21 protein-coding genes are annotated in these 24,314 nt (G+C 59.1%); all 21 read left to right on the top strand.

Going from position 1 to position 24,314, the window contains the following annotated elements; translation table 11 throughout:
- Nucleotides 1-204 precede the first annotated feature (204 nt).
- The 21 genes from ACTNBY_RS07780 to ACTNBY_RS07680 all read left to right on the top strand — a co-directional run bounded on the left by ACTNBY_RS07780 (nucleotide 205) and on the right by ACTNBY_RS07680 (nucleotide 24,040).
- Nucleotides 205-1,812 (top strand): ABC transporter substrate-binding protein, encoded by a 1,608-nt coding sequence (locus ACTNBY_RS07780; RefSeq protein WP_427718660.1) that lies wholly within the window; start codon nucleotides 205-207, stop codon nucleotides 1,810-1,812.
- A 157-nt stretch (nucleotides 1,813-1,969) separates the two neighbouring features.
- Nucleotides 1,970-2,926 (top strand): ABC transporter permease, encoded by a 957-nt coding sequence (locus ACTNBY_RS07775; protein ID WP_370450641.1) that lies wholly within the window; start codon nucleotides 1,970-1,972, stop codon nucleotides 2,924-2,926.
- 3 nt (nucleotides 2,927-2,929) lie between these two features.
- Nucleotides 2,930-4,945: a dipeptide/oligopeptide/nickel ABC transporter permease/ATP-binding protein gene (locus ACTNBY_RS07770; protein ID WP_154517511.1), complete on the top strand. Its 2,016-nt coding sequence runs from the start codon at nucleotides 2,930-2,932 to the stop codon at nucleotides 4,943-4,945.
- On the top strand, nucleotides 4,946-5,773 hold the full coding sequence (locus tag ACTNBY_RS07765; protein WP_154517508.1) for an ABC transporter ATP-binding protein: 828 nt from the start codon (nucleotides 4,946-4,948) through the stop codon (nucleotides 5,771-5,773). It abuts the gene before it with no gap.
- Between the two features lie 80 nt (nucleotides 5,774-5,853).
- Nucleotides 5,854-6,831 carry an acetylxylan esterase gene (locus tag ACTNBY_RS07760; protein WP_427728772.1) on the top strand — a complete coding sequence of 326 codons (978 nt, stop codon included), beginning with the start codon at nucleotides 5,854-5,856 and terminating at the stop codon, nucleotides 6,829-6,831.
- Nucleotides 6,824-7,675: an acetylxylan esterase gene (locus ACTNBY_RS07755; RefSeq protein WP_441064042.1), complete on the top strand. Its 852-nt coding sequence runs from the start codon at nucleotides 6,824-6,826 to the stop codon at nucleotides 7,673-7,675. The genes ACTNBY_RS07760 and ACTNBY_RS07755 overlap by 8 nt, the downstream gene beginning before the upstream one ends.
- 68 nt (nucleotides 7,676-7,743) lie before the next feature.
- A complete protein-coding gene (locus ACTNBY_RS07750) occupies nucleotides 7,744-8,664 on the top strand; it encodes a dihydrodipicolinate synthase family protein (RefSeq protein WP_427718650.1) in 921 nt (306 codons plus the stop codon).
- Between the two features lie 170 nt (nucleotides 8,665-8,834).
- Nucleotides 8,835-9,800, top strand: coding sequence for an ROK family protein (locus tag ACTNBY_RS07745; protein WP_427728775.1), 966 nt, complete (start codon nucleotides 8,835-8,837; stop codon nucleotides 9,798-9,800).
- 70 nt (nucleotides 9,801-9,870) lie between these two features.
- Nucleotides 9,871-10,557 (top strand): N-acetylmannosamine-6-phosphate 2-epimerase, encoded by a 687-nt coding sequence (locus tag ACTNBY_RS07740; RefSeq protein WP_441064040.1) that lies wholly within the window; start codon nucleotides 9,871-9,873, stop codon nucleotides 10,555-10,557.
- A gap of 99 nt (nucleotides 10,558-10,656) precedes the next feature.
- Nucleotides 10,657-11,577, top strand: coding sequence for an RNase adapter RapZ (gene rapZ, locus ACTNBY_RS07735; protein WP_427718645.1), 921 nt, complete (start codon nucleotides 10,657-10,659; stop codon nucleotides 11,575-11,577).
- Nucleotides 11,578-11,583: 6 nt separating this feature from the next.
- Nucleotides 11,584-12,513 carry a DNA-binding protein WhiA gene (whiA, locus tag ACTNBY_RS07730; RefSeq protein ID WP_154517461.1) on the top strand — a complete coding sequence of 310 codons (930 nt, stop codon included), beginning with the start codon at nucleotides 11,584-11,586 and terminating at the stop codon, nucleotides 12,511-12,513.
- Nucleotides 12,514-12,706: 193 nt separating this feature from the next.
- A complete protein-coding gene (gene gap, locus ACTNBY_RS07725) occupies nucleotides 12,707-13,732 on the top strand; it encodes a type I glyceraldehyde-3-phosphate dehydrogenase (protein WP_154517458.1) in 1,026 nt (341 codons plus the stop codon).
- Between the two features lie 140 nt (nucleotides 13,733-13,872).
- Complete coding sequence (locus ACTNBY_RS07720) at nucleotides 13,873-15,063, top strand: phosphoglycerate kinase (protein ID WP_304212190.1); 1,191 nt, start codon at nucleotides 13,873-13,875, stop codon at nucleotides 15,061-15,063.
- Nucleotides 15,056-15,823, top strand: coding sequence for a triose-phosphate isomerase (gene tpiA, locus ACTNBY_RS07715; RefSeq protein WP_154517452.1), 768 nt, complete (start codon nucleotides 15,056-15,058; stop codon nucleotides 15,821-15,823). The genes ACTNBY_RS07720 and tpiA overlap by 8 nt, the downstream gene beginning before the upstream one ends.
- A 5-nt stretch (nucleotides 15,824-15,828) precedes the next feature.
- On the top strand, nucleotides 15,829-17,382 hold the full coding sequence (gpmI, locus tag ACTNBY_RS07710) for a 2,3-bisphosphoglycerate-independent phosphoglycerate mutase (protein WP_441064038.1): 1,554 nt from the start codon (nucleotides 15,829-15,831) through the stop codon (nucleotides 17,380-17,382).
- A gap of 164 nt (nucleotides 17,383-17,546) precedes the next feature.
- A complete protein-coding gene (gene secG / locus ACTNBY_RS07705) occupies nucleotides 17,547-17,801 on the top strand; it encodes a preprotein translocase subunit SecG (protein WP_006236144.1) in 255 nt (84 codons plus the stop codon).
- 294 nt (nucleotides 17,802-18,095) lie between these two features.
- Nucleotides 18,096-19,772 carry a peptide ABC transporter substrate-binding protein gene (locus ACTNBY_RS07700; RefSeq protein ID WP_441064036.1) on the top strand — a complete coding sequence of 559 codons (1,677 nt, stop codon included), beginning with the start codon at nucleotides 18,096-18,098 and terminating at the stop codon, nucleotides 19,770-19,772.
- 157 nt (nucleotides 19,773-19,929) lie between these two features.
- Nucleotides 19,930-20,967, top strand: a complete 1,038-nt coding sequence (locus ACTNBY_RS07695) for an ABC transporter permease (RefSeq protein ID WP_304212150.1) — start codon at nucleotides 19,930-19,932, stop codon at nucleotides 20,965-20,967.
- 59 nt (nucleotides 20,968-21,026) lie between these two features.
- Nucleotides 21,027-21,917: an ABC transporter permease gene (locus tag ACTNBY_RS07690; protein ID WP_370450642.1), complete on the top strand. Its 891-nt coding sequence runs from the start codon at nucleotides 21,027-21,029 to the stop codon at nucleotides 21,915-21,917.
- 2 nt (nucleotides 21,918-21,919) lie between these two features.
- The gene (locus ACTNBY_RS07685; RefSeq protein WP_154517437.1) at nucleotides 21,920-23,011 is read left to right on the top strand and encodes an ABC transporter ATP-binding protein; all 1,092 of its coding nucleotides are present in this window, start codon (nucleotides 21,920-21,922) and stop codon (nucleotides 23,009-23,011) included.
- A complete protein-coding gene (locus ACTNBY_RS07680; protein ID WP_441064035.1) occupies nucleotides 23,012-24,040 on the top strand; it encodes an ABC transporter ATP-binding protein in 1,029 nt (342 codons plus the stop codon). It abuts the gene before it with no gap.
- The last annotated feature ends 274 nt before the right edge of the window (nucleotides 24,041-24,314 follow it).

Raw genomic sequence — 24,314 nt, 5'->3', positions numbered from 1 at the left:
TCGCCGATACATACTGTCTGCTGTATCGTTTGTCAACGAATTCGGTGAACGGTAGTAAATACCGTTCAAGCGTATGTATGTATCGGTCGCCGAGCGCGGCACCTCAGTTGGGTTTGTCGGTAGGTAAGGTATATATCGTCCGCAAGTTGCGCGGGGGCAAGTTTAGGTGCTCCCGGGTAAGATTCTCTATTGATAGGAGAAGACATGGCCATCATCAATAAGGGTATGTCCAGGCGTTCGTTCCTTGGCCTCACCGGCAGCGTCGCAGCTGTCGCCGGCTTTGGTCTCACTGGCTGCGGTGGCAGCTCTAGCGACGAGGGTTCCGCTCCCGCCGATTCCGCCAACCGTGGCGGCGGCGTGATCACCGCCGGTTCCGCTTACGCTCCGTCCAGCTTCGACCCCGCCAGCACCGGCTCCGCCGTGGGCCTGGGCGCTAACTGGCACGTCGTCGAGGGCCTCTACGGCATCGATTACCACGACTACAGCACTTTCAACGAGCTCGCCACCGATGATCCCAAGTCCGTGGACGACACCACCTTCGAGGTCACCATCCGCAAGGGCGCCAAATTCTCCGATGGCACCGAGGTTACCGCTGACGACGTCGTCGCCTCCTACACCGCTTGCGCCGCTTCTGCCACCTACGCTCCGTTCTTCCAGCCTTTCGAGTCCATCGAGGCCAAGGATGCCAGCACCGTGACGGTCAAGACCAAGGTCCCCAACTTCTCCCTGCTCAAGGATCGTCTGGCCATCATTCGCGTTACTCCTGCCGCCCAGAGCGAGGAGGATCGCGCCAAGCAGCCGATCGGCTCCGGCCCCTGGATGTACGATTCTATCTCCGATACCGAGATCACCCTGGTTCCCAACCCCGAGTACAACGGTGAGTATGCTGCCGAGGATAAGAAGATCCAGTACAGCATCCTGACCGACCCCACCGCTCGCGTCACCGCTCAGCAGGAAGGCTCCACGCTCGTCATGGAGCTCGTTACCGCTGATGCCGTCGACCAGCTCGAGGGCGCCGGCTGCAAGATCGACAACGTCCAGGGCTTCGGCACCCGCTTCATCATGTTCAACGTCGCCAAGGAGCCTTGGAACGACGTCAAGGTCCGTCAGGCTGTCATGTATGCGCTCGACACCGAGAAGATGATCAGCAACACCTTCGCCGGCCTTGCTACCGCTGCCAGCTGCTACCTGCCCAAGAGCTTCACCAACTATCATGAGGCCTCCACGGTGTACAAGACCGACGCCAAGAAGGCCAAGAAGCTTATCGAGGAGTCCGGTATCACCCCGGGCGCCATTACCCTGCGCACCACCGATAACGAGCAGATCAAGGGTATGGCTGCCCAGGTCAAGAACGACCTCGACGCTCTCGGCTTCGATGTGACCATCCAGACCGATACCTCGCCGGCCACCTATGCTGCCATCGACGGCGGCGAGGCCTACGATATCCTCCTTGCCCCTGGCGATCCTTCCTGCTTCGGCGCAGACCCCGACCTGCTGCTCAACTGGTGGTACGGCGACAACGTCTGGATGCAGACCCGTTGCCCGTGGAAGGAGTCCGCTGAGTGGCAGAAGCTCCACGGCCTTATGGACGAGGCTCTTGCCGCCGAGGGCGACGAGCAGCAGAAGAAGTGGAACGAGTGCTTCGACATCATCGCCGACAACGCCGTTCTGTACCCCGTTGTCCACGTTAAGACCGTCTCCGCTTCCTGGAACGACCCGTCCACTGCGCCCAACGGCGAGGCCCTCGATGGCTTCAAGGGCATCGGCACGACGAGCATGTCCTTTAAGGGTGTCGCGACCGTCAAGGCGTAAGACTCGCTTGAGTCTATATGCAGGATGTCGGCCGTTGGGACCGTATCCTCATAGTTGAAACAAAGACCCGGGCGGCAACGATGTCGCTCGGGTCTTGTAATGAGTGTCCGTACTCATATACCAGTTGGTCCTACCGACAAAAGAAAGGGGAGAGAACGTGAACAACTTTCTACGTTTGATTGGAAGGCGTCTCGTGGCGCTGCCGATCATGGCATTGGGCGTCACCGTCCTGGTGTTCTTCCTTATGTCGTTCTCCAAGACCGACCCCGCCTACACGGCGTTGGGTGACGGTGCCTCGCCCGAGGCGGTTGCCGAGTACCATGAGAAGTATGGTCTGGACGACCCCTGGCCCGTGCGCTACGTGCGCTATATGGGCAATTTGATCCATGGCGACATGGGCACCTATGGTGCTGCTCGCAACTCCGTTGCCAAGCGCATCTCCACGGCCCTACCCGTCACGATGCAGCTGACCTTCATCGGTCTTGCCATCGGTGCGGTCGTATCGTTTTTGCTCGGCGTCATCGCGGCACTGTATCGCGATAAATGGCCGGACCAAGTGATCCGCGTCTTTTCCATCGCCGGCTTGGCAACCCCGTCGTTCTGGCTTGCCGTTCTGTTGATCCTGCTGTTCTCTTCCTACCTTAAGGTACTCCCGGCATCGGGCGCCCTGCCGCACTTCACCACGAATCCGGCTGGCTATCTGGGACGCATGATCATGCCCGCCATCGCCTTGGCATTTCCGCTGACGGGTCAGATGACTCGTATCGTGCGTACCGCCATGGTCGAGGAGCTCGACAAGGACTATGTCCGTATGGCTCGCGGCGCCGGCGTTCCCGAGAAGGTCGTCGTCGGCATCAACGTTCTTCGCAACGCGCTGATCACCCCGGTCACCACCCTCGGTCTTAAGATTGGCTATCTCATGGGCGGCGCCGTCGTCATCGAGGTCATCTTCAACCTCCCCGGCATGGGTACTGCGATCCTGCAGGGCGTTCAGGGCAACGAGGCGAACCTGGTTCAGGGCGTCGTCATCGTCGTTGCTCTTGCCTTCATCATCATCAACATCGTGGTTGACATGCTCTACCTGCTCATCAACCCGCGCATCAGGACGGTGTAGATTATGGTAAAGATTCGAGAGAAGCAAACCGAGCAGCTCGAGAAGGCTGCCTCCAAGGGGCTCAAGCTCGGTGGCTGGAAGAAGATGACGCTGTCTTCTAAGATTGCCGCCATCGTGCTGGTGCTGGTCGCCCTGACTGCGATTCTTGCCCCCCTGCTTGCCCCCTATAGCCCGGTCGAGATCTTTACGGCTCGCCAGGCTCCCGGCAACGGGTTTATCTTCGGAACCGACGACAAGGGCCGTGACATCCTTTCGCGTATGCTCTACGGTGGCCGTTACTCGCTGATCATCGGCTTTGGTGCTACCGCTATGGCTCTGGTCTGTGGCTCCGTTGTCGGTGCTCTTGCTGCGGTTTCGCGCAAGGCCGTCTCCGAGACGATTATGCGCATCCTGGACATCATCATGTCTGTCCCGGGTATCGCCCTCGCAGCCGTCTTCGTTTCCATCCTGGGCAACTCCGTGCCGTCGATTATCTTTGCGATCGGCTTTATGTACACCCCGCAGATCGCCCGTATCGTGCGTGCCAACATCGTATCCGAGTACGGAGAGGACTATGTCCGCGCGGTCATCGTCTCCGGAGCCAAGGCTCCGTGGATTCTGATCAAGCACGTTCTTCGTAACTGCATTGCCCCGATCATGGTCTTCACCGTCACCCTGGTCGCCGACGCCATCATCTTCGAGGCTTCGCTGACCTTTATCGGCGCTGGCATCCAGGAGCCCACTGCTACGTGGGGCAACATCCTCGCCGACGCCCGCGGTGGCGTGCTCGCCGGTCGTTGGTGGCAGGCGCTGTTCCCGGGTCTGGCCATCATGATCACCTGCCTGGCGCTCAACATCCTCTCCGAGGGCATTACCGACGCTATGGCCGCTGCTCCTTCCGCCGCCCTGGATCCGACCGATTCCTCCAAGCGCCGCGAGGCCGACCTGCTGGTCTCCGACCCCGTTCGCGCCTACAAGGAGCAGGCCCAGTCCCTGTCCGCCCGTCTTGGCGCCCTGCGCGATGTCGAGCTCAAGCGTAACGACCGCCATGTGCCCGATGAGTCCGTTGAGCCGATTCTTTCGGTCCGCGATTTCTGCATCCAGTTTGAGCACCACGGTGATATCAACGTCGTCGACCATGTCAACTTTGACGTCCGTCCCGGCCAGACCATGGGCCTGGTAGGCGAGTCCGGCTGCGGTAAGTCCATCACCACGCTGGCCATCATGGGCCTGACCGATGAGGACGAGCATCTTTCCGGCGAGGTCCTCTGGGAGGGTCGTGACCTGCTCAAGATGAGCAAGAAGGAGTGGTTCGGCCTGCGCGGTACCGATATCGCCATGGTCTATCAGGACGCCCTGTCCTCGCTCAACCCCTCTATGCTCATCTCCGCCCAGATGAAGCAGCTCACCAAGCGCGGCGGCACCCGCAGCGCCGAGGAGCTCCTGGAGCTCGTCGGCCTCGATCCCAAGCGCACGCTCGAGAGCTATCCGCACGAGCTTTCCGGTGGACAGCGTCAGCGCGTTCTGATCGCTATGGCCCTTACCCGCGACCCCAAGCTGGTCATCTGCGACGAGCCCACGACCGCTCTGGACGTTACCGTCCAAAAGCAGGTCATTAAGCTGCTCAACGATCTTCAGGCCAAGCTCGGCTTTGCCATGATCTTCGTTTCGCATGACCTGGCGTTGGTCGCCGAGGTCGCCCATAACATCACGGTTATGTACGCCGGTCAGGTTATCGAGCAGGCGCCCACCAAGGAGCTGCTCACCAACCCGATTCACGAGTACACCCGCGGTCTTCTGGGTTCCGTTCTGTCCATCGAGAGCGGTTCGGGCCGCCTGCACCAGGTGCCCGGCGCCGTCCCCAGCCCGCGCGATTTCCCCAAGGGCGATCGCTTCGCGCCCCGCTCAAGCCATCCGCACATCGGCCTGGACACCCGTCCGGTCTTCAAGCGCGTGCCCGGCACCGAGCACTTCTATTCCGAGCTCCCCGATGAGGTGCTCAAGGCAAATGGTTTGACCCCTCATGCGGAGGTGATGTAGATGAGCGAGACTGCGGTCAACGGCGTCGAGCCGATTATCTTCCTTGACGATGTCCACGTCACCTTTAGGACCCGTACCGGTTCGATCCTGCACCCCAATCTGGTTCATGCCGTCCAAGGCGTGACCATTAAGCTCATGCCCGGTCAGACGATCGGCATCGTCGGCGAGTCCGGTTGTGGCAAGTCCACCACTGCTAATGTCATGTGCGGCCTGCAGGCCCCCACGAGTGGCAAGGTCTACTTTAAGGGCAAGGACGTCACCAAGCGTACTGCCGAGGATCGTCGTCACATGGGCCGCGTCATCTCGGTCGTGTTCCAGAACCCCGCGACGGCACTCAACCCTCGCATGGTCGTTCGTGAGCAGCTGCTCGATCCCATGCGCGTCCACAACCTGGGTACCGAGGCCGAGCAGGAGAAGCGCGTTAAGGAACTCCTGGAGCTTACCGGTCTGCCCAGCTCTGCCGCCGAGGTTCTTCCCGGCCAGCTTTCGGGCGGTCAGCGCCAGCGCGTGGCAATTGCCCGTGCCCTGTCGTTGAACCCTGACGCCATCATCGCCGACGAGCCCACCTCGGCTCTGGACGTTTCGGTCCGCGCGCAGATCCTCAACCTGTTGACCGATCTTAAGAAGGAACTCGGCCTGGCCATGGTGTTCATTAGCCATGACATCCAGACGGTTCGCTACATCTCTGACGACATCATCGTCATGAACGGCGGCAAGATCGTCGAGCAGGGCGAGGCCAAGCAGGTCTTCCAGAACCCGCAGGACCCCTACACCAAGATGCTGCTCGGTGCTGCGCCGTCGCTGCTGCACCCCAAGCTTGGCGAGTAGGTTCGCTTTCCCTCCTGTGCGCCCGGCTCCCTTGCCGGGCGCACCCTCGTTGCGATTTCGAAAGGTTGGGTTCACGAGCCATGCCAAGCGCTCAGGAGCTACAACAGCAATTTGGTGGTTATCGGGGCGCCATGCCTCGTCCATCAGATTTCGATCTCTTTTGGAACGACCGCATGGCCGAGGCTGACGCCGTCGAGATCGACTATTCGGTCGAGGCGGCATCGATTGCCGATGCCGCGACCTGCCAGTTTTTTGACCTCTGGTATACCGGCATGTGTGGCGCCCGCCTGCATGCCAAGTATCTCAAGCCGGTTTCGGACGAGTCCGTGCCGCTGGTGCTACAGTTCCACGGCTATCCGGGCGCAAGCCGCAGCTGGTTCGAGCAGGCGTCGTTTGCGGGTATGGGCATGGCACTTGTCGCCCTCGACTGCCCCGGTCAGGGTGGCCCCTCCGAGGATATTGGTGGATTTGAAGGCACAACGGTTGCCGGGCATATCGTTGCCGGTATCGACGGCGACCCGGCCAATCTCTACTACGTACGCTTGCATCAGGATATCCGCATTCTGTGCCGCATTGTTCGCGAGCTCGAGGGCATCGATCTTGCCCGTGTTTTTGTGAACGGTGCGTCGCAGGGCGGTGGCTTGGGCATTGCGACCTGCGCGCTTAACAGCGAGCTTATCAATCGTGCCGCCATCCTCTATCCTTTCCTGTCGGATTTCCGCCTGGTCTGGGATTTGGATGCCGACGACATTGCCTACGAGGGCCTGCGCTATTGGTCTCGCTGGTTTGACGAGGACTCGACTCGTATTGACGAAGCCTATGCCAAGCTGGCGTATTTCGATTCCAAGAACTTTGCCCCCATGGTCAAATGCCCCGTGCTGTTTGGCACGGGAACGGCTGATATCGTCTGTCCACCGGCGACGCAGTTTGCGGTCTACAACAACCTGACCTGTGAGAAGCGCCATGAGTTCTTTGAGGGCTTTGGCCACGAGGAGATTCAGGATTTTGACGATCTGATCATTCCGTTTTTCTGCAAGGAAGGGGAGGCTCATGTCTAAGTGCGAGAGCAATGTCAATGAGCTGATTGACCCCGAGCTTGTGGGGATCTCTGGGACGGTTTCGTCAAGGCTCTCCGATTTCCGTGATTGGCGCGGCGATGCCTTGGCGGATGTTTCCGAATTGGTGGCAGCCGCTTCGGATCTTGAGGTTTGCGGACTGACTGTCACGGCGATTGATTTCGCCAATCCGTGCGCGCGCTACTCCGAGGTTTCCTTTGAACTTGCCGGGGAAGTCGTACACGGCCGTTTGATTGAGCCCTCAGGTTGTGCCCGGGCATCCGAGCTTGTGCCGCTATGCCTGATGTTTCACGACATCGACCGACCCGTACGTGGATGGCATCACATGACGAGGTTTGCCGCCATGGGATATGCCGTGCTTGCGCTGGACGACGATGTGATTGGGCTCAGCGAGCTGAAGCAGGGGGTTACCTCGCCCGTTTTTGTTGAACGCGTCCGCTGGGGCTGTGCAATGGCAAAGGTCGCGCGCAATCTTGACGGCATGGACCCCGACCGCATCTTTGCATGGGGCGAGGGCCTTGGCGGTGGAGTCGCGCTGGCGGTTTCTGCTCTGGACGAGCGGGGCCTTGCCTGCACGGCGGTTGCCAATCCGCTTCCCGGCGGCCTCGAAGCGCTGTCGTCTCGGGTGCGCGGATCGGTACTCATGGGTACATCGCTCATGGATGCCGTGGGCGATCCCAAGGGCCAGTTTGCCGTATTCAACGGTCTTGAGTGTGACCGGAGGCATATTATCTATGCCAAATATGCTCACGAACGCATCAATGCGTTCGAAAACGAAGTCGTCGACTTCTTTAACCAAGCGTTCTACCTGTGTTCTTTGGCCTAGACGGCCTGGACACTGCCAACAAGAGTGGGCGGCATAGGGCCACCCGCCAGACAACTAAGGAGATTCTTGTGGCAACTCAGAAATTCACCGGTGTTATTCCTCCCGTCGTTGTTCCCGATACCGAAGATCACCAGCTCGACGTTGCCTCCTTTGAGCGCAGCATCAACCGCATGATCGACGCCGGCGTCGATGGCCTGTTCTTCCTGGGCTCTTCGGGTGAGGTCGTTTTCTCCACCGACGAGCGTCGTCGACAGATCATCGCCGAGGCCGTTCGAATCGTCGACCACCGCGTTCCTGTTCTGGTCGGCATCATCGATACCGAGACCGAGCGCATGATTGAGCACGGTAAGGTTGCTCAGGAGCTGGGCGCCGATGCGCTCGTTGCCACCTGCCCGTTCTATGCCCTGCAGGGCATGACCGAGGTCGAGGAGCATTTCCGCATCCTGCACGAGGAGCTCGACCTGCCCATCTTTGCCTATGACATTCCCGTGTGCGTTCACACCAAGCTCCCCTGGAAGCTCCTTGCAAAGCTCGGCGCCGAGGGCGTCCTTGCTGGCGTCAAGGATTCCTCGGGTGACGACGTCTCGTTCCGCTACCTCGTTCAGGAGAACGAGAAGAACGGCCATCCGATGAGCATCCTCACCGGCCATGAGGTCGTCGTCGACGGTGCCTACCTTGGTGGCGCCGACGGCTCTGTCCCGGGTCTCGCCAACGTTGAGCCCGAGGGCTACGTGCGTCAGTGGAAGGCCGCCCAGGCTGGTGACTGGGCTACCGTCAAAGCCGAGCAGGATCGCCTCAATGAGATTTCGCACATCTGGGACGTCACCTCGGGCGTCCAGGGCTATGCCGGTGGCGTTGGCGCCTTCAAGACCGCTATGAACCTCATGGGCATTTTCGACAGCCCGACCATGCCGCGCCCGGTGAAGGCCATGACCGGCGAGAACGTCGAGGCGATTAGGAAGGTCCTCCAGGACAACGGTCTCCTGTAAAGCTTTCCCGGGCACCCGATCTTGGGGCTCAAGCGATCGAGCGTGACCCATTAGGTCAATGCCCGACCGCTTTCACCCCAACCCCGGGCACTCGGGAAGCCTTTAGCAAGCTACGGCGATAACACCGCCTTTATTTCCTGTAGTTGTTTTTATCTCCTAAGGAGAGCGACATGGAGAACAAGTACATCTGCTCCGTTGATATCGGTGGCACCAAGATTGCGACCGCCATTATGGAATATCCGGCTGATGGCGGCGTGCCCCATCCCGTATTTGAGGCTGAGGTTCCCACCGAGGCCCAAGAGGGCGGTGAGGCCGTCTTCCAGCGTATCGAGGCGTCCATCAAGGCCGCTCTCGAGGCGAATCCCGATGTCGAGGTCCTTGGCGTCGGTATCGGTGCCGCTGGCGTCGTCGATCCCAAGACGGGCGCCATCGCGTATGCCAACGAGATCATGCCCGGCTGGTCCGGCGTTCAGTTGGGGCCGCGTCTGCGCGAGGACCTCGGTCTTCCCGTTGCCGTTGTAGGCGACGTGCAGGCTCATGCTCTGGGTGAGGCCCATTGGGGCGTCGGCAAGGGCAAGTTCTCCGTCTTGTGTCTGGGCATCGGCACGGGTATCGGAGGCGCATATGTCGAGAACGGCCGCGTGATGCAGGGCTTCCATGGTGCTGCCGGCCATATGGGCCACATCGAGTGCTCGGCTGCCGCCGGCATTCCCTGCGCCTGCGGGCGTTCCGGCCATCTGGAGTCGGTGGCTTCGGGTACGTCGATTGGGCGCATGTACGACGAGCGCTTCGGTCGTGTTGACCCCAGCCGTCCCTCGGTTGGCCGCGACGTGAACGACCTGTGCCGCGCGGGTGACGCAAAGGCGACCGAGGTCATCCACGATGCCGGCTTTGCATTGGGCGCTAGCTTGGGCTCGCTCGCCAACATTCTGGATCCAGAGGTCATCGTGCTTTCGGGTGGCGTAATTCACCAGGGACCCGATTGGCGTTCGCAGACGTGGAAGGATTCGGTACACGAGGGCTATGCCAGCCAAGCGCTCGATCCGCTTCAGGACACGCCGATCCTCATCGGTTCTCTGGAGGGCGACGCACCGCTTATCGGTGCCGCCGAGCATCTTCTTGCCTCGTTAAAGTAAACGTATCTGCTGTAGGAGCCTCCCGAGACGACACGCCTCGGGAGGCTGTTCTGAGAAAGGTTATAGCCTTATGACCGTCGATCCTTTAATTCAATCCCTGAAGGGTAAGCTCATCGTGAGCGTTCAGGCGTATATGGGCGAGCCGCTTCGTACGCCCGAGACCATGGCTCAAATGTCTCGCGCTTGCGAACTCGGTGGCGCCGCCGCCATTCGTTGCCAGGGCCTTTCCGACATTGCTGCCATTAAGGGTCGTTGTGAGGTTCCTGTTATCGGCCTGTGGAAGGATGGACACGAGGGCGTTTACATCACGCCGACGCTGCGTCACGCCCGCGCCTGCGTTGCTGCCGGTGCTGACATCGTGGCGATTGACGCCACCGGTCGTCCGCGACCCGATGGCAAGTCGCTCGAGGACACTTTTCGTCCGCTGCACGAGGAGGGCGTGCTTCTGATGGCGGACTGCGCCACGATCGAGGATATCCGCCGCGCGGTCGACATGGGCTTCGATTTGGTTTCCACTACGCTTTCGCATGGCGTCGCCGCCATCGATTGCACCATGGCAGACGGCCCCGACCTGCCGCTTTTGCGCCAGGCAACCGAGGAGTTCCCCGGTCTTCCCATTATTTGCGAGGGTCGTGTGCATACGCCCGAGGAGGCTCGCGCCGCGATTGACGCCGGCGCCTGGGCCGTTGTCGTTGGCACTGCCATTACGCACCCCACAAGTATTACGAGTTGGTTCAAGGCTGCGCTTGAGGCGTAAGACGGGCCTCGTATCCGCTTGGGGCGGTATACTCAACTAAGGCAATTGATCGCGCGGGATCCGCTGGCCGGGTCCTGCGCTTATTTTAGGAGGCAGCACATGCAAAAGGGAGATGCCATGGATGCGGCGGAGCGCACGGAGCGCATTCCCGATATCGTCATCATCACCGGAATGTCCGGATCGGGCCGAACGCAAGCCATGCATGTGTTTGAGGACATGGGCTATTTTTGTATCGACAACCTGCCTCCGCGCCTGATTGCGCAGCTCGCAGAGCTTGTTGGCATCAATACGGGTGTGGGTAGACATCTTGCTGTTACCTGTGACCTTCGCAGCCAAGGCCTGTTTGATGAGCTGCTTGATGCCGTTGCCGCCTTGGAAGAGCGCGAGATGAGCTGTGACATTGTGTTTCTCGATGCATCTGATGAGGTGCTGATTCGCCGCTACAGCGAAAACCGCCGCCGCCATCCCATTGCGAAGCCGGGGGAGACCACGGCCGACGCCATCCAGCGCGAGCGTTTACAACTCCAGGGCGTGCGCGACCGAGCCGATATGATCATCGATACGAGCCGCCTTCGTACCTCTGCTTTACGCAATAAGCTGCGTGCGGCTTTTTCAGAGCTGTCCGACCAGCAGCTCATGGACGTCCACGTCTTCTCATTTGGCTTTAAGCATGGTATGCCCGTCGAGGCAGACATCATGATCGATGTTCGCTTCCTGCCTAATCCATTCTACGACCCCGAGATGCGCACGTTGACCGGCCTCGATAAGAAGGTCTCCGACTTTGTCCTGGACCATCCCAAGACGCAGGAGTTCTGGAAGGTTTGGACGCAGTTGCTCGATACGGTCATGCCGGGTTATATCGCGGAGGGCAAGCCGCAGCTTTCCATTGCCATCGGCTGTACGGGCGGCCAGCACCGCAGCGTTGCCATTGCAGAGGCTACGGCCCGATACCTGGAAGGTGCTCAGTATCACGTGAGCATTTCTCACCGCGACTTGTCGCGTGCCAATACGAAAGCATAGGTTTGAATGTCGTTTACCGCCGAGGTGCGTGACGAGCTTGCGCGCTGCGAACCCGAATGTGAATATTGCGATCTGTCGACACTTGCCGCTCTTACACGTGTGAGTGGCACGCTTTCGCTGGCGGGCTCTGGTCGGTACCGTTTGACGGTTGCGACCGAGACGGGTGCCGTTGCACGCACGATGATTACGCTGACGCACCGCATCCTCAAGCTCAAAACGGAGTTTACCGTTCGCAAGTCGGTCTTGCATAAGGTGCGAAACTATCTCATCACCTTGCCCGACCAGCCCGACCTCGATAAGGCTTTGGTTCTGCTGGGCATTCTCGACCGCAGGGGAGGGCTCGTCGCCGGTGTGCCGCGCCATATCGTCGCCCGGCCCTGCTGCAGGCTCGCCTACATTCGCGGCGCTTTGATTGCCGGCGGCTTTGTGGCAGACCCGCGTGGCGATTTTCACCTGGAGATTGCGGTGCAGGGCGAACAATACGCCAAGGGGCTTTGCGACCTGTTGGAGCAGGTCGGGGTTCATGCACGCGTCAACGCCCGGCGAGGTTCATATGCCGTGTACATCAAGAGCGCCGAGGAGATTGAGCATTTGCTCAAATTGATTGGTGCCAAGCGCAGCGTTGCCGAAATCGAGGAAGCCCGTGCGGTCAAGTTGGTGAAAAACGACGTAAATCGTCGCGTCAATGCTGAGCTGGCCAACCAGACGAGAAGCGCCGGCGCTGCCCAACATCAGCTCGCGCTTATCGAGGAGCTTGAGCGACGCGGCATGCGCGACGTGCTCCCGGATGCCTTGGCGGCCTTTTGTGACTTACGTGAGCGCTACCCCGATCTCTCACTGCGAGATTTGGGGGAGATGGCCGACCCTCCTTTGTCAAAGTCGGCCCTATATCACCGTGTTTTGCGTCTTGAAAAGCTCATTGAAGCGAACAGGTAGTTTAAAGCGGCAGTTTATATAGTACTTGAACTGCTGTTTTATGCTTTAAAACGTTTTAAAGCAAATTTGATTTTCAATTTCGAGCATTCTCGTGAAATTCAAGTCAAAAAAAAGGTATATTAGGCGAGTGGTTAGTTTGTGGGCCTCAACGGCGGGCGCTGTAGCTTGCGGGGGCCTTACGAAAGGAGACACAATGGCAGTAAAGGTTGCTATTAACGGCTTCGGTCGCATCGGTCGTCTGGCCTTCCGTCAGATGTTCGGTCATGAGGGCTCCGAGATCGTCGCTATCAACGACCTCACCTCTCCCGATATGCTCGCTTACCTGCTGAAGTACGACTCCACGCAGGGCAACTATGCTCGCGATCACGAGGTCGTCGCTGGCGAGGATTCCATCACCGTTGACGGCAAGGAGATCAAGATCTACAAGGAGGCCGACGCCAACAACCTGCCTTGGGGCGACCTCGACGTCGACGTCGTTCTCGAGTGCACTGGCTTCTACACCAGCAAGGCTAAGGCTCAGGCCCACATCAACGCTGGTGCCAAGAAGGTCGTCATCTCCGCTCCGGCCGGCAGCGATCTGCCCACCATCGTGTACAACGTCAACCATGAGACGCTGACCGCTGAGGACAACATCATCTCCGCTGCTTCCTGCACCACCAACTGCCTCGCCCCGATGGCCAAGGGTCTGAACGACTTCGCTCCCATCGTGTCCGGCATCATGACCACCATTCACGCCTGGACTGGCGACCAGATGCCGCTCGACGGCCCGCAGCGCAAGGGCAACAAGCGTCGTAGCCGCGCCTGCGCCGTCAACATCGTCCCCAACACCACCGGTGCTGCCAAGGCTATCGGCCTGGTTCTCCCCGAGCTCAACGGTAAGCTCATCGGTGCCGCCCAGCGCGTCCCGACGCCGACCGGCTCCCTCACCAACCTCTACGCTGTCGTTGACAAGAAGGTTACCGCCGACGAGGTCAACGCCGCTATGAAGGCCTACGCTGCCACCATCTCCGAGACCTTCGCTTACAACGAGGACGACATCGTCTCCACCGATATCATCGGCGAGACCCATGGCTCCATCTTCGACGCCACTCAGACCATGTGCTCTGACCTCGGCAACGGCCAGACCCTCGTTCAGGTTACCTCTTGGTACGACAACGAGAACTCCTACACCTCTCAGATGGTCCGCACCATCAAGTACTTCGAGAAGTTCGTTGCTTAATTTAGCTTTTAGCGAATAGCTCGTTGAGCGTCTAAAAAAGGGCGCGGCCTTATAGGGCTTACACCCTAAGGTCGCGCCCTTTTTATAAGAAATCGTCTGCCGTAATGGGAGGCAGACACGTACGAAAGGTAGAAGCAAACATGGCCTTTACCAAGAAGACCGTCCGCGACATCGATGTCGACGGCAAGCGCGTTCTCGTCCGCGTTGACTTCAACGTGCCTATCAAGGATGGCGTCGTTGGCGACACCACCCGTATCAAGGCTGCCCTGCCCACCATCAACTATCTCGTTGAGCACAATGCTCGCGTTATCCTCATGAGCCATCTTGGCCGTCCCGAGGGCACCGGCTTCCAGCCCGAGCTTTCCCTCGAGCCCGTCGCCAAGAAGCTCGCCGAGCTCTCTGGTCTCGATGTTGCTTTTGTCGCCGACACTTATGGCGAGAAGGCCGCCGAGGCCGTCGCCGCCGTCGAGCCGGGCAAGGTCCTCGTTCTCGAGAACGTCCGTTTTGACAAGCGTGAGAAGAAGAACGATCCCGAGATCGCCAAGACCCTCGCTTCCTATGGCGACGTCTTCGTTCTCGACGCCTTCGGTACCGCTCACCGCGCCCAGGGTTCCGTCGTGGGTCCCGCCGCTTACCTGCCCGCAGTCGCTGGCTTCCTTCTGGAGAAGGAGGTCGACACGCTGACCGGTATCTTCGCCGAGCCCGAGCGTCCCTTCGTCGCCATCGTCGGCGGTTCCAAGGTTTCCTCCAAGATCGGCGTTCTCGATCACCTTATCGACTCCGCCGACACCCTGATTATCGGTGGCGGCATGGCCTATACCTTCTTCCTGGCTCAGGGCATGACCGTCGGTCAGTCCCTCAAGGAAGAGGACTGGGTCGAGCGCGCTGGCGAGATGCTCAAGAAGGCCGAGGAGAAGGGCGTCAAGATCCTGCTCCCCATCGACAACCGTGTTGCCGACCACTTTGGCGAGGACGCTGTCCCCGAGGTTGTCGCTTCCGACGCTATCCCCGACGACCGTGAGGGCATGGACATCGGCCCCAAGACCGAGGAGCTCTACGCCGAGGCCGTCAAGGGCGCCAAGACCGTATTCTGGAATGGCCCCATGGGCGTCTTTGAGTTCGACAACTTCGCTCACGGCACCCAGGCTATCGCCGAGGCTGTCGCCGAGGCTGATTGCACCTCGATCATCGGTGGTGGCGATTCCGTCGCAGCCGTCAACAAGTTTAACCTGGCCGACAAGATGAGCTGGATCTCCACCGGCGGTGGCGCTTCCATGGAGCTCGTCGAGGGTAAGGCCCTGCCCGGAGTGGAGGCGCTTCTCGATGCCTAATCGTACCCTTCTTATCGCTGGTAACTGGAAGATGAACAACGACGTCGCCGAGGCTGCCAAGCTCGCCGACGAGCTGGCCCAGGCTCTGCCCGAGGTGCCGGCTGGCGTCGAGGTGCTCGTCTGCCCTCCGACCATCGACATTACTACGGTTCATGACCGCATTCAGGCTGCCCCCATCGCCCTCGGTGCACAGAACGTGTACTGGGAGGCCAAGGGTGCCTTCACCGGTGAGTCCTCTTGCGACATGCTCAAGTCCGCTGGCTGCACCTACTGCATCATCGGCCACTCCGAGCGTCGTGACTACTTCCACGAGACCGATGAGGACCAGAACAAGAAGGCTAAGGCTCTCGTTGCCGCCGGTCTTGTGCCCGTCTTCTGCTGCGGTGAGTCCCTTGAGGTTCGCGAGGCCGGCACCTATGTCGAGCATGTCGTGAACCAGGTCAAGGCTGGTCTCGAGGGTCTTGAGATCACCTGCCCCAAGCAGGTCGTCGTCGCCTACGAGCCCATCTGGGCCATCGGCACCGGCAAGACCGCTACCGCCGAGGACGCTCAGGAGGTCTGCGGCGCTATCCGTGAGACCCTCAAGGAGATGTTCGGCGAGGAGCTCGCCAACGGCATCCGCGTTCTTTATGGTGGCTCCGCCAAGCCCGCCAACATCGCTGAGCTTGTTGCCAAGCCCGACGTTGACGGCGCCCTCGTGGGCGGCGCTTCGCTCAAGGCTGCCGACTTCGCCTCTATGGTCGTCAAGGCAGGCGAGTAGGTCATATGGCACAGCGTCATCTTCCTGCACTCCTAATCATCATGGATGGCTGCGGCTTGGCTCCGGCCGACGGCGAGAACGCCGTCGCTGCCGCCAAGACGCCCTTCCTCGATAGCCTGTATGCGAAGTATCCTCACACCACGCTCGGTGCTTCGGGCGAGGACGTGGGCCTTCCCGACGGCCAGATGGGCAACTCCGAGGTGGGTCACCTCAACATCGGTGCCGGCCGCATCGTGTTTCAGGAGCTTTCGCGCATCAATAACGCCATCAAGGACGGCTCCATCGCCAAGAACGAGGTTTTCGTCAAGGCTATGGATGACGTCAAGGCCGAGGGCAAGACCCTGCACCTCATGGGCCTTATGAGCCCCGGCGGTGTTCATTCTCACATGAACCATGTCGAGGCCCTGGTCAAGATGGCTGCCCAGTATGGCATTAAGACCGTTCGCGTTCACGCCTTTATGGATGGCCGCGACGTCGATCCGCAGTCCGGTGCCGGCTACATGAGCGAGTTCTGCGCCTTCCTGGCCAAGATCTCCGAGGAGACTGGTTGCGACGCTCGCGTTGCTACCGTCTCGGGCCGTTATTGGGCTATGGACCGCGACAACCGTTGGGAGCGCATCGAGCGCGCCTACGACGTCATGGTCAATGCGTCCGATGCCGATACCGACCCCGTTGCCGGTATCAAGGCCTACTACGAGAAGGATCCGCGCGGCGATGAGTTCGTTGAGCCGTTCGCTGCCCACAACGAGGGCATCCACGAGGGCGACGCGGCCATCTTCTTCAACTTCCGTCCCGACCGCGCTCGTCAGATGACCCGCGTGTTCACGGACAAGGAGTTCGACGGCTTTGAGCGCGAGCAGATCAAGCTCTCGCACTTTGTGACGATGACCGAATACGATCCGACGTTTGACGTCGAGGTCGCCTTCCCCAAGACGTTCCCCGAGAACGTTCTGGCTGACGTTATCGCAGCCAATGGCCTGAAGCAGCTGCACACCGCCGAGACCGAGAAGTACGCCCACGTGACGTTCTTCCTTAACGGCGGCATCGAGGAGCCCAAGGAGGGCGAGGAGCGCGTGCTCGTCGCTTCCCCCAAGGTTGCTACCTATGATTTGCAGCCCGAGATGAGCGCTCCCGAGGTTACCGAGAAGCTCGTCGCTGCCATCAACGAGGACCGCGCTGATTTCTACATCGTGAACTTCGCGAACTGCGACATGGTTGGTCACACCGGTGTCTTCGACGCGGCCGTTAAGGCTGTCGAGGCTGTTGACGATGCCCTGTCCAAGGTTGTCCCGGCGATTCTCGCTAAGGGCGGCTTTGCGCTGATTACCGCCGACCACGGCAACGCCGATCACATGTTTGACGTTGCTTCCGACGGTTCCAAGCATCCGTTTACGGCTCACACCACCAACCGCGTGCCGTTCATCATCGTTGATGAGAAGGCACAGCTCACCGGTATCGAGGACGGTCGACTTTCCGATATCGCCCCGACTATGCTCACCATGGCTGGTCTGGAGCCTTCCGCCGAGATGACGGGCCGCGTGCTCGCGACCGAGGCCTAAGAGAAAACGCCAAGCGTTTCTTTGCAAGGGGGTTGACCATATTCGGGCAACCCCCTTTTTTGGTATTTCTGCCATTTCTACCTCGTCCCCAAATGGCAGGTGGGGAGTGTCGGGGGTTGTGGTACAGTACTGGAGTTTGAATTGTTCTATTAAGGAGCTTCTCTATGGGTCCGTTTCAGATTCTGCTGTTTGTAGTTTGGGCTGTCTCTGCCGTGGCGCTGACGATTCTCGTCCTGATGCATTCCGGTAAGGGCACCGGCGTTTCGGATATGATCGCCAGCTCGCTGTATAACTCCAGCTCTGCCACGGGCGTTATGGAGCAGAACCTTGACCGCCTGACCGTCATCATGGCTGTCGTGTTTGCCGTGTGCGTCGTGCTCTGCATGTTTTTCTTCCCGCAGGGCATCGTGGGCTACTAAGCACGAGTCGCATAAAAAAATTAAAAAGGGTCCCGCATGTACGGGGCCCTTTTTGTTTACAGACTTGTAACAGAGCCAGAATATCACCACATACTGCGCCCAACTAAAGAAATTCTCGACCGTTAACCGGAATTAGCCCCAAACCGTGCATAAAATGCGCTACTGTATTGAAAACGTTGGCCTGTTGTGCATAACCAGCCATAGCAACGGGCGGCGTTTCGATAGTTCGGATCGGATTGTCTCGACATATGTCCGACTGAACATTTCTTTGTCCTATCTCATAAGGAGGATGGCATGGCTGATTCTATGTTCCACCAGCCCGTTATGGGTCGTCGCGCCTTTGTCGGCGGTACCCTTGCTGCGAGCTCCATGGCTTTTCTTGCCGCATGCGGCAAGAAGGGCGGCGACGCTTCCGGTTCTGAGTCCGGTTCGACGCTGAACTTCTACATCAATAACCCGGTCTGCATCGACCCCTACAATGTCCAGGAGGACCAGGGCACTCAGGTCGAGTACCAGCTCTTTGACGCTCTGACCTCTTATGACGCCGAGAAGGGCGAGATCGTTCCGCTGGCTTGCGAGTCCTTCGAGGCCAACGACGACGCCACCGAGTTTACCTTCAAGATCAAGAAGGCCAAGTTCCACAACGGTGATGACGTTACCTCCAAGTCCTTCAAGCTCGGTTGGGAGCGTCTGGTCAGCACCAAGTCCGCTGTCGCTCAAGAGTATGGTCCTTCCGAGGTCTCCTATCACCTTTCCATGGTCGAGGGCTATGACGATCTGCTTGCCGGTAACACTACTGAGCTCAGCGGTGTTACCTGCCCTGACGATGAGACCCTCGTCGTCAAGCTGACTTCCGCTTACGCCGACTTCCCCTTCGTCGCCTCTCATCCGGCTCTGTCCCCGGTTCCCGAGTGCGCCGAGTCCGATGTCAAGAGCTTCTACCTTGCCCCGATCGGTAACGGCCCGTTCATGATGGACGGCAAGTGGGAGGATGGTCAGGAGATCAACCTCAGGAAGTTCGACGATTACTATGGCGACAAGGCCAAGATCGATAGCATCCACTTCCAGGTCATCAAGGACGTGGAGACCGCTTACAAGGAGTTCCAGGCCGGTAACCTTGACATCTGCGACGTTCCCGTTGCTCAGATCGACGCCGCCAAGAAGGATCGCGGCGAGTCCAAGGACGGCTACACCATGGGCGACGGCGAGCGCATGCTGCTCGGCGCCGAGCCTTCCACCTACTACCTGACCTGCAACACCACGGCCGAGCCGTTCAACAACGCCGATCTGCGCAGGGGCATCTCCCTGGCCATCAACCGTGAGGCCATCTGCAAGACCATCTTCAAGGGTACCCGCACCCCCGCTGACGGCATTGTTCCTCCGGGCATCGATGGCTACAAGGAGGGCGCATGGGAGTTCTGCGCCTACGACGTCGACAAGGCTAACGAGTACCTCGACAAGGTTGCTCCCGCTGACGCCAACGGCGATCGTGGCATTAACGTGACTCTGTCCTACAACCAGGACGGTGGCCACAAGGAGATCATGGAGTCCATCATCGGTGACCTTGCCAAGGTTGGCATTACCGCCGTCTCCGATACCCCCGAGTGGTCTGCCCTGCTCGAGCAGTACCAGAACCTCAACTATCAGTTCGGTCGTCTGGGCTGGATTGCCGACTACCCGATCATGGACAACTTCCTGTATCCGCTGTTCCACTCCGACTCCCTCGGTGGCGACAACCGTTCTGGTTACAACAACCCCGAGTTCGACGCCAAGGTCGACGAGGCCCGTACCACGATTGACGACGAAGAGCGCGTCGCTAAGATGCAGGAGGCCGACGCAATGGTCGCTGCTGACTGCCCGGTCATCCCGCTGATGTTCTACACGCACACCATCGCCGGCTCCGATCGCATCAAGTACCTCTATGTCGATCCGCAGAAGCACGCCGATCTGGGTACCGCTGAGCTCGCCTAAGAGTTTTGCAGCTTCCGTGAGGGTCAAGTATTTACGTAGACCTCATGGGAAACATACAGTTCTCCCTGACCTGGGGTAAACTGGCTGATGGTAATTTTGGGATGCCGGTCTGGCGATCGGCATCCCATTTAGGTTAATCCCTAGATAGGGGAGTGGTATGGGTAAGTACATCGTTAAACGTGTGCTTCAGTTCATCCCGGTATTTTTGGGCGTTACGCTGATTCTGTTCGCCCTCCAGAATATCGTGCCGGGAGATCCGATCAAGCTGATCGGTGGAGACAAGGCTCTGTCCCCCGAGGTGGAGCTTCAGCTTCGCGTCCGCTATCACCTGGTCCAATCGGACGAGGACGGCAACGCGATCCTTGACGAGAACGGCGACCCCGTTCAAACGTCGCTCGTGGACCGTTACTTGTATTACATGAACGGCCTGCTTCATGGCGATCTGGGTAATTCCTATCAGCGCAAGCTGCCGGTTACGGAAATCTTTGCCCAGAAGTATCCGTATACGGTCAAACTTGCCGCGTGCGCCATCGTACTCGAGGCAATCATGGGTATCGGTGCGGGTATCATTTCGGCGGTAAAGCGTTATTCCTTCTGGGATATTTTGGTAACGCTCACCACGTCGATCCTCGTTGCCGTCCCGGCCTTCTGGCTCGGTATGTTGCTGCAGCTGTTCTTTGGCGTCATTCTCAAGGACGCCACGGGCGGTGCATTCTCCATGCCGATCTCGGGTGCCGGTGGTTCCAGTTCTCAGTATCAGGATTGGATGCACTATGTGCTTCCGACCATTACGCTGGCTTCGGTTTCGACCGCTTATGCCGCCCGCATTATGCGCTCGCAGCTGCTTGACGTCATGAGCCAGGATTACATCCGTACGGCAAAGGCCAAGGGTCTCTCCAATCGCGCGATCATCATCAAGCATGCGCTTAAGAATGCACTCATCCCCGTCGTTACCTATATTGGTGTCGACTTTGGTGCCATGCTTTCGGGCGCCATCCTGACCGAGACGGTTTTTAACTGGCCCGGTATCGGCTATGAGGTCTATCGTGCCATTAGCATGCGTGACTGGCCCATCGTTATGGGCGGCGTTACGCTCATCGTCGTCGTCGTCATGGTGATCAACCTGCTCGTCGACATTAGCTATGCATTCCTCGACCCGCGCATCCGCCTTGGCGGTCCGTCGGATAAGGCCTAAGGGAGGTACGTCTCATGCAGGAAACTGATTCTCAGTCTCAGGAGCAGGCTACCGCCACCATGGCCGCATCTGCTCCCGCCAAGTCTCGCACGCTGTGGGGCGACGCTTTTAAGCGTCTTCGTAAGAACAAGCTCGCCGTTATCGGTGTCTGCTGGATCATTATCGTCGTTGTGGTTGCCTTGACCGCAGATCTGTGGGCTAAGCCCTGGCTCGGTTCGCCGACGGCTTCCGATTCGACCACCATGGCCGAGACGTCGCTGCTGGCTCCGTGTGCAGAGCACCCGTTTGGCACCGACTCCCTTGGCCGTGACATTCTCGTCCGCGTTATCTACGGTGCACGCGTTTCGCTGTCCGTCGGCATTATGGCCACTGCGATTTCCACGGTGATTGGTCTGGTCATGGGCGCTCTGGCCGGTTTCTACGGCGGCATCTGGGATACGATCATCATGCGCTGTGCGGACATCTTCCTTGCGTTCCCGTACGTGCTGTTCGTTGTCGCCATGATCGCCGTTATCGGCCGTGGTCTTCAGAACGTCTTTATCGCCATCGGTATTCTTGGCTGGCCTTCGATTGCGCGCGTCTTCCGATCCGCGATCTTGACGGTCAAGGAAAACGACTATGTTGACGCTGCGCGCGCGATGGGTGCATCTGATGCTCGTATCGTCGTGCGTCACATCTTCCCGAACTCCGTTGCCTCCATCGTGGTCTACGCGACTATGAACATTGGTGGCGCCATTCTGACCGAGTCCGCTCTGTCCTTCCTCGGCATGGGCGTTATTCCGCCTACGCCTTCGTGGGGCTCCATGATTCAGGACGGTCAGCAGTATCTTCTGACTGCTCCCTGGATGATGATCATGCCCGGTCTGGCAATTCTCTCGACGGTGCTCGCCTTCACCTTGCTGGGTGACGGTCTGCGCGACGCCCTCGACGTCAAGATGAAGGACGCATAAGGATGAAGAAGAACAAGAACTATGTGGACCTGAAGGACCAGCCGGTTCCCGAGGGCCAGCATCTGCTCGAGGTTGATGACCTTAAGATGTATTTCCACACCGAGGATGGCGTCGTTCGCGCTGTCGATGGTGTGTCCTACACGCTCGATCGTGGCGAGACCCTGGGTGTCGTCGGTGAGTCCGGCTCTGGTAAGTCCGTGACCGCCATGACCATCATGGGTCTTATCTCGATGCCTCCGGGAAAGATTGAGGGCGGTGACGTTCGCTATCGCGGTCGTTCTATCCTCGAGATGACCGAGGAAGAGATGCAGCACATTCGTGGCAACGATATCGCGATGATCTTCCAGGACCCTATGACCTCCTTGAACCCGGTCTATAAGATTGGCAAGCAGGTGGGTGAGGGCCTTCGTCTGCACCGTGGCTACTCCAAGCAGGAGGCGCTCAAGCGCGCCACCGAGCTTTTGGACCTCGTTGGCATTCCCGAGCCCGAGAAACGCGTCAATGAGTATCCGCACCAGTTTTCTGGTGGTATGCGTCAGCGCGTCATGATTGCCATGGCCCTTGCCTGCGATCCCGATATTCTGATTGCCGACGAGCCCACGACTGCCCTGGACGTTACCATTCAGGCTCAGATTATTGAGCTTATGCAGGAAATGCAGGAGAAGAACGGCAACGCCATCATCATGATTACCCATGACCTGGGTGTTGTCGCCGATATGGCCGACAAGATCATGGTTATGTACGCCGGCCGTCCCGTCGAGTTCGGTACTGCTGAGGAAATCTTCTACGAGAGCCGTCACCCCTATACCTGGGGCCTGATTCGCTCCATCCCGGAGCAGGCCATCGATGAGAAGAAGCCGCTTACGCCGATTCACGGCAACCCGCCTTCGCTCATGAACCTGCCCGAGGGTTGTGTGTTCTCGCCTCGTTGCCCCTATGCGACCGATAAGTGCCGCAAGCAGCGCCCCGAGCGTTTTGTCACCGAGTCCGGCCACTATTCTGCGTGTCATTATTCCGGTGACCCCGAGTTCCTCAAGAACGCCCCTGAGACGTCCCGCACGCGTAAGGATTCCAAGAAGGGAGGCGAGGCGTAAATGGCAGACAATAACGAGCGCACTCCGCTGCTGAAGGTCGAGCACCTCTCTAAGGAGTTCCCCGCAGAGTCCGGCATGTTCGCCAAGCGTTTTTCCAAGCGCGTCGTCTCTGCTGTAAACGACATCTCTTTTGAGATTTATCCTGGTGAGACCTTTGGTCTGGTTGGTGAGTCTGGTTGCGGTAAGTCCACTACGGGTCGCACCATCATGCGCCTGACCAAGCCGACCGCCGGTAAGGTGTTCTTCCAGGGTAAAGATGTTGCCGAAATGAGCAAGCATGAGATCAAGGATATGCGTCGCGAGATGCAGTTTATCTTCCAGGATCCTTATGCCTCGCTGAATCCTCGCATGACCATCGGCGAGATCGTCTCCGAACCCATGACCATTCACGGCGTGGGAACCAAGGAGGAGCGCATTGAGCGCGTCCGCGAGCTTCTCGACGTTGTCGGACTGAACCCCGAGCACATCAACCGCTATCCTCATGAGTTCTCGGGTGGCCAGCGTCAGCGTGTCGGCATTGCCCGCGCTTTTGCGCTGAAGCCCAAGCTGATTATCTGTGACGAACCGGTATCCGCTCTGGATGTGTCCATTCAGGCCCAGGTTCTGAACCTGCTTAAGGAGCTGCAGGACAAGTTTGGTACGGCGTATCTGTTTATCGCCCACGACCTGTCCGTCGTTCAGCACATCTCCGATCGCGTTGCCGTTATGTATCTGGGTAAGGTGGTCGAGGTCTCTGACTGGAAGACGCTCTATAGCGAGCCTCACCACCCGTATACGCAGTCGCTGCTGTCTGCCGTGCCGGTTCCCGATCCGGATATCCAAAAGTCTCGTAAGCGCATCATCCTTGCCGGCGATCCGCCGTCACCGCTGGATCCGCCGACTGGCTGCCGTTTCCACACGCGCTGCCCGATCGCGCAGGGCATCTGCTCCGAGAAGTTTCCCGAGTTTAGGGAAGTCGCACCGGGCCACTGCTGCGCCTGCCACTTCGCCGAGCCGTTCCCGATCAAGGAATCGCACATCGACCTGTAGTCGGTTGTTATCGTTCGGGCCCGTGCTGGACTTAGTTTTCAGAACGTCCTCGACCATGGAAACCCCCTTATCCTGCTCCTTCGGAGCTGCGGATAAGGGGGTTTCCTGGTCTGCGGAATGTTCTGAAAACTAAGTCCAGCACGGGCCCTGTGTTACCACTGCAGGGGGGTGTTCCTATAGTTTTGTCAACTGGGAAATGCTCTCCGTGCGACCGAATCGCGGCATGCTGACGCCAGGCCATTCGGCCGGTGGGCTTCAGTCTGTTCGGTGCGTT

It is taken from the genome of Collinsella sp. HCP28S3_E12 (assembly GCF_052065595.1).
In the GTDB taxonomy this organism is placed as follows: Bacteria; Actinomycetota; Coriobacteriia; order Coriobacteriales; family Coriobacteriaceae; genus Collinsella.
The sequence above is the reverse complement of the archived record's forward strand: the minus strand, read 5'-3'. Positions and strand labels throughout refer to the sequence as shown.

Coding starts and splice junctions, on each gene's coding strand:
- tpiA (WP_154517452.1), top strand. CDS start 15,056: ATGCCTAATCGTACCCTTCTTATCGCTGGTAACTGGAAGATGAACAAC.
- gap (WP_154517458.1), top strand. CDS start 12,707: ATGGCAGTAAAGGTTGCTATTAACGGCTTCGGTCGCATCGGTCGTCTG.
- ACTNBY_RS07680 (WP_441064035.1), top strand. CDS start 23,012: ATGGCAGACAATAACGAGCGCACTCCGCTGCTGAAGGTCGAGCACCTC.
- ACTNBY_RS07745 (WP_427728775.1), top strand. CDS start 8,835: ATGGAGAACAAGTACATCTGCTCCGTTGATATCGGTGGCACCAAGATT.
- ACTNBY_RS07740 (WP_441064040.1), top strand. CDS start 9,871: ATGACCGTCGATCCTTTAATTCAATCCCTGAAGGGTAAGCTCATCGTG.
- whiA (WP_154517461.1), top strand. CDS start 11,584: ATGTCGTTTACCGCCGAGGTGCGTGACGAGCTTGCGCGCTGCGAACCC.
- ACTNBY_RS07780 (WP_427718660.1), top strand. CDS start 205: ATGGCCATCATCAATAAGGGTATGTCCAGGCGTTCGTTCCTTGGCCTC.
- ACTNBY_RS07765 (WP_154517508.1), top strand. CDS start 4,946: ATGAGCGAGACTGCGGTCAACGGCGTCGAGCCGATTATCTTCCTTGAC.
- ACTNBY_RS07690 (WP_370450642.1), top strand. CDS start 21,027: ATGGCCGCATCTGCTCCCGCCAAGTCTCGCACGCTGTGGGGCGACGCT.
- ACTNBY_RS07695 (WP_304212150.1), top strand. CDS start 19,930: ATGGGTAAGTACATCGTTAAACGTGTGCTTCAGTTCATCCCGGTATTT.
- rapZ (WP_427718645.1), top strand. CDS start 10,657: ATGCAAAAGGGAGATGCCATGGATGCGGCGGAGCGCACGGAGCGCATT.
- gpmI (WP_441064038.1), top strand. CDS start 15,829: ATGGCACAGCGTCATCTTCCTGCACTCCTAATCATCATGGATGGCTGC.
- ACTNBY_RS07720 (WP_304212190.1), top strand. CDS start 13,873: ATGGCCTTTACCAAGAAGACCGTCCGCGACATCGATGTCGACGGCAAG.
- ACTNBY_RS07700 (WP_441064036.1), top strand. CDS start 18,096: ATGGCTGATTCTATGTTCCACCAGCCCGTTATGGGTCGTCGCGCCTTT.
- secG (WP_006236144.1), top strand. CDS start 17,547: ATGGGTCCGTTTCAGATTCTGCTGTTTGTAGTTTGGGCTGTCTCTGCC.
- ACTNBY_RS07685 (WP_154517437.1), top strand. CDS start 21,920: ATGAAGAAGAACAAGAACTATGTGGACCTGAAGGACCAGCCGGTTCCC.
- ACTNBY_RS07770 (WP_154517511.1), top strand. CDS start 2,930: ATGGTAAAGATTCGAGAGAAGCAAACCGAGCAGCTCGAGAAGGCTGCC.
- ACTNBY_RS07755 (WP_441064042.1), top strand. CDS start 6,824: ATGTCTAAGTGCGAGAGCAATGTCAATGAGCTGATTGACCCCGAGCTT.
- ACTNBY_RS07760 (WP_427728772.1), top strand. CDS start 5,854: ATGCCAAGCGCTCAGGAGCTACAACAGCAATTTGGTGGTTATCGGGGC.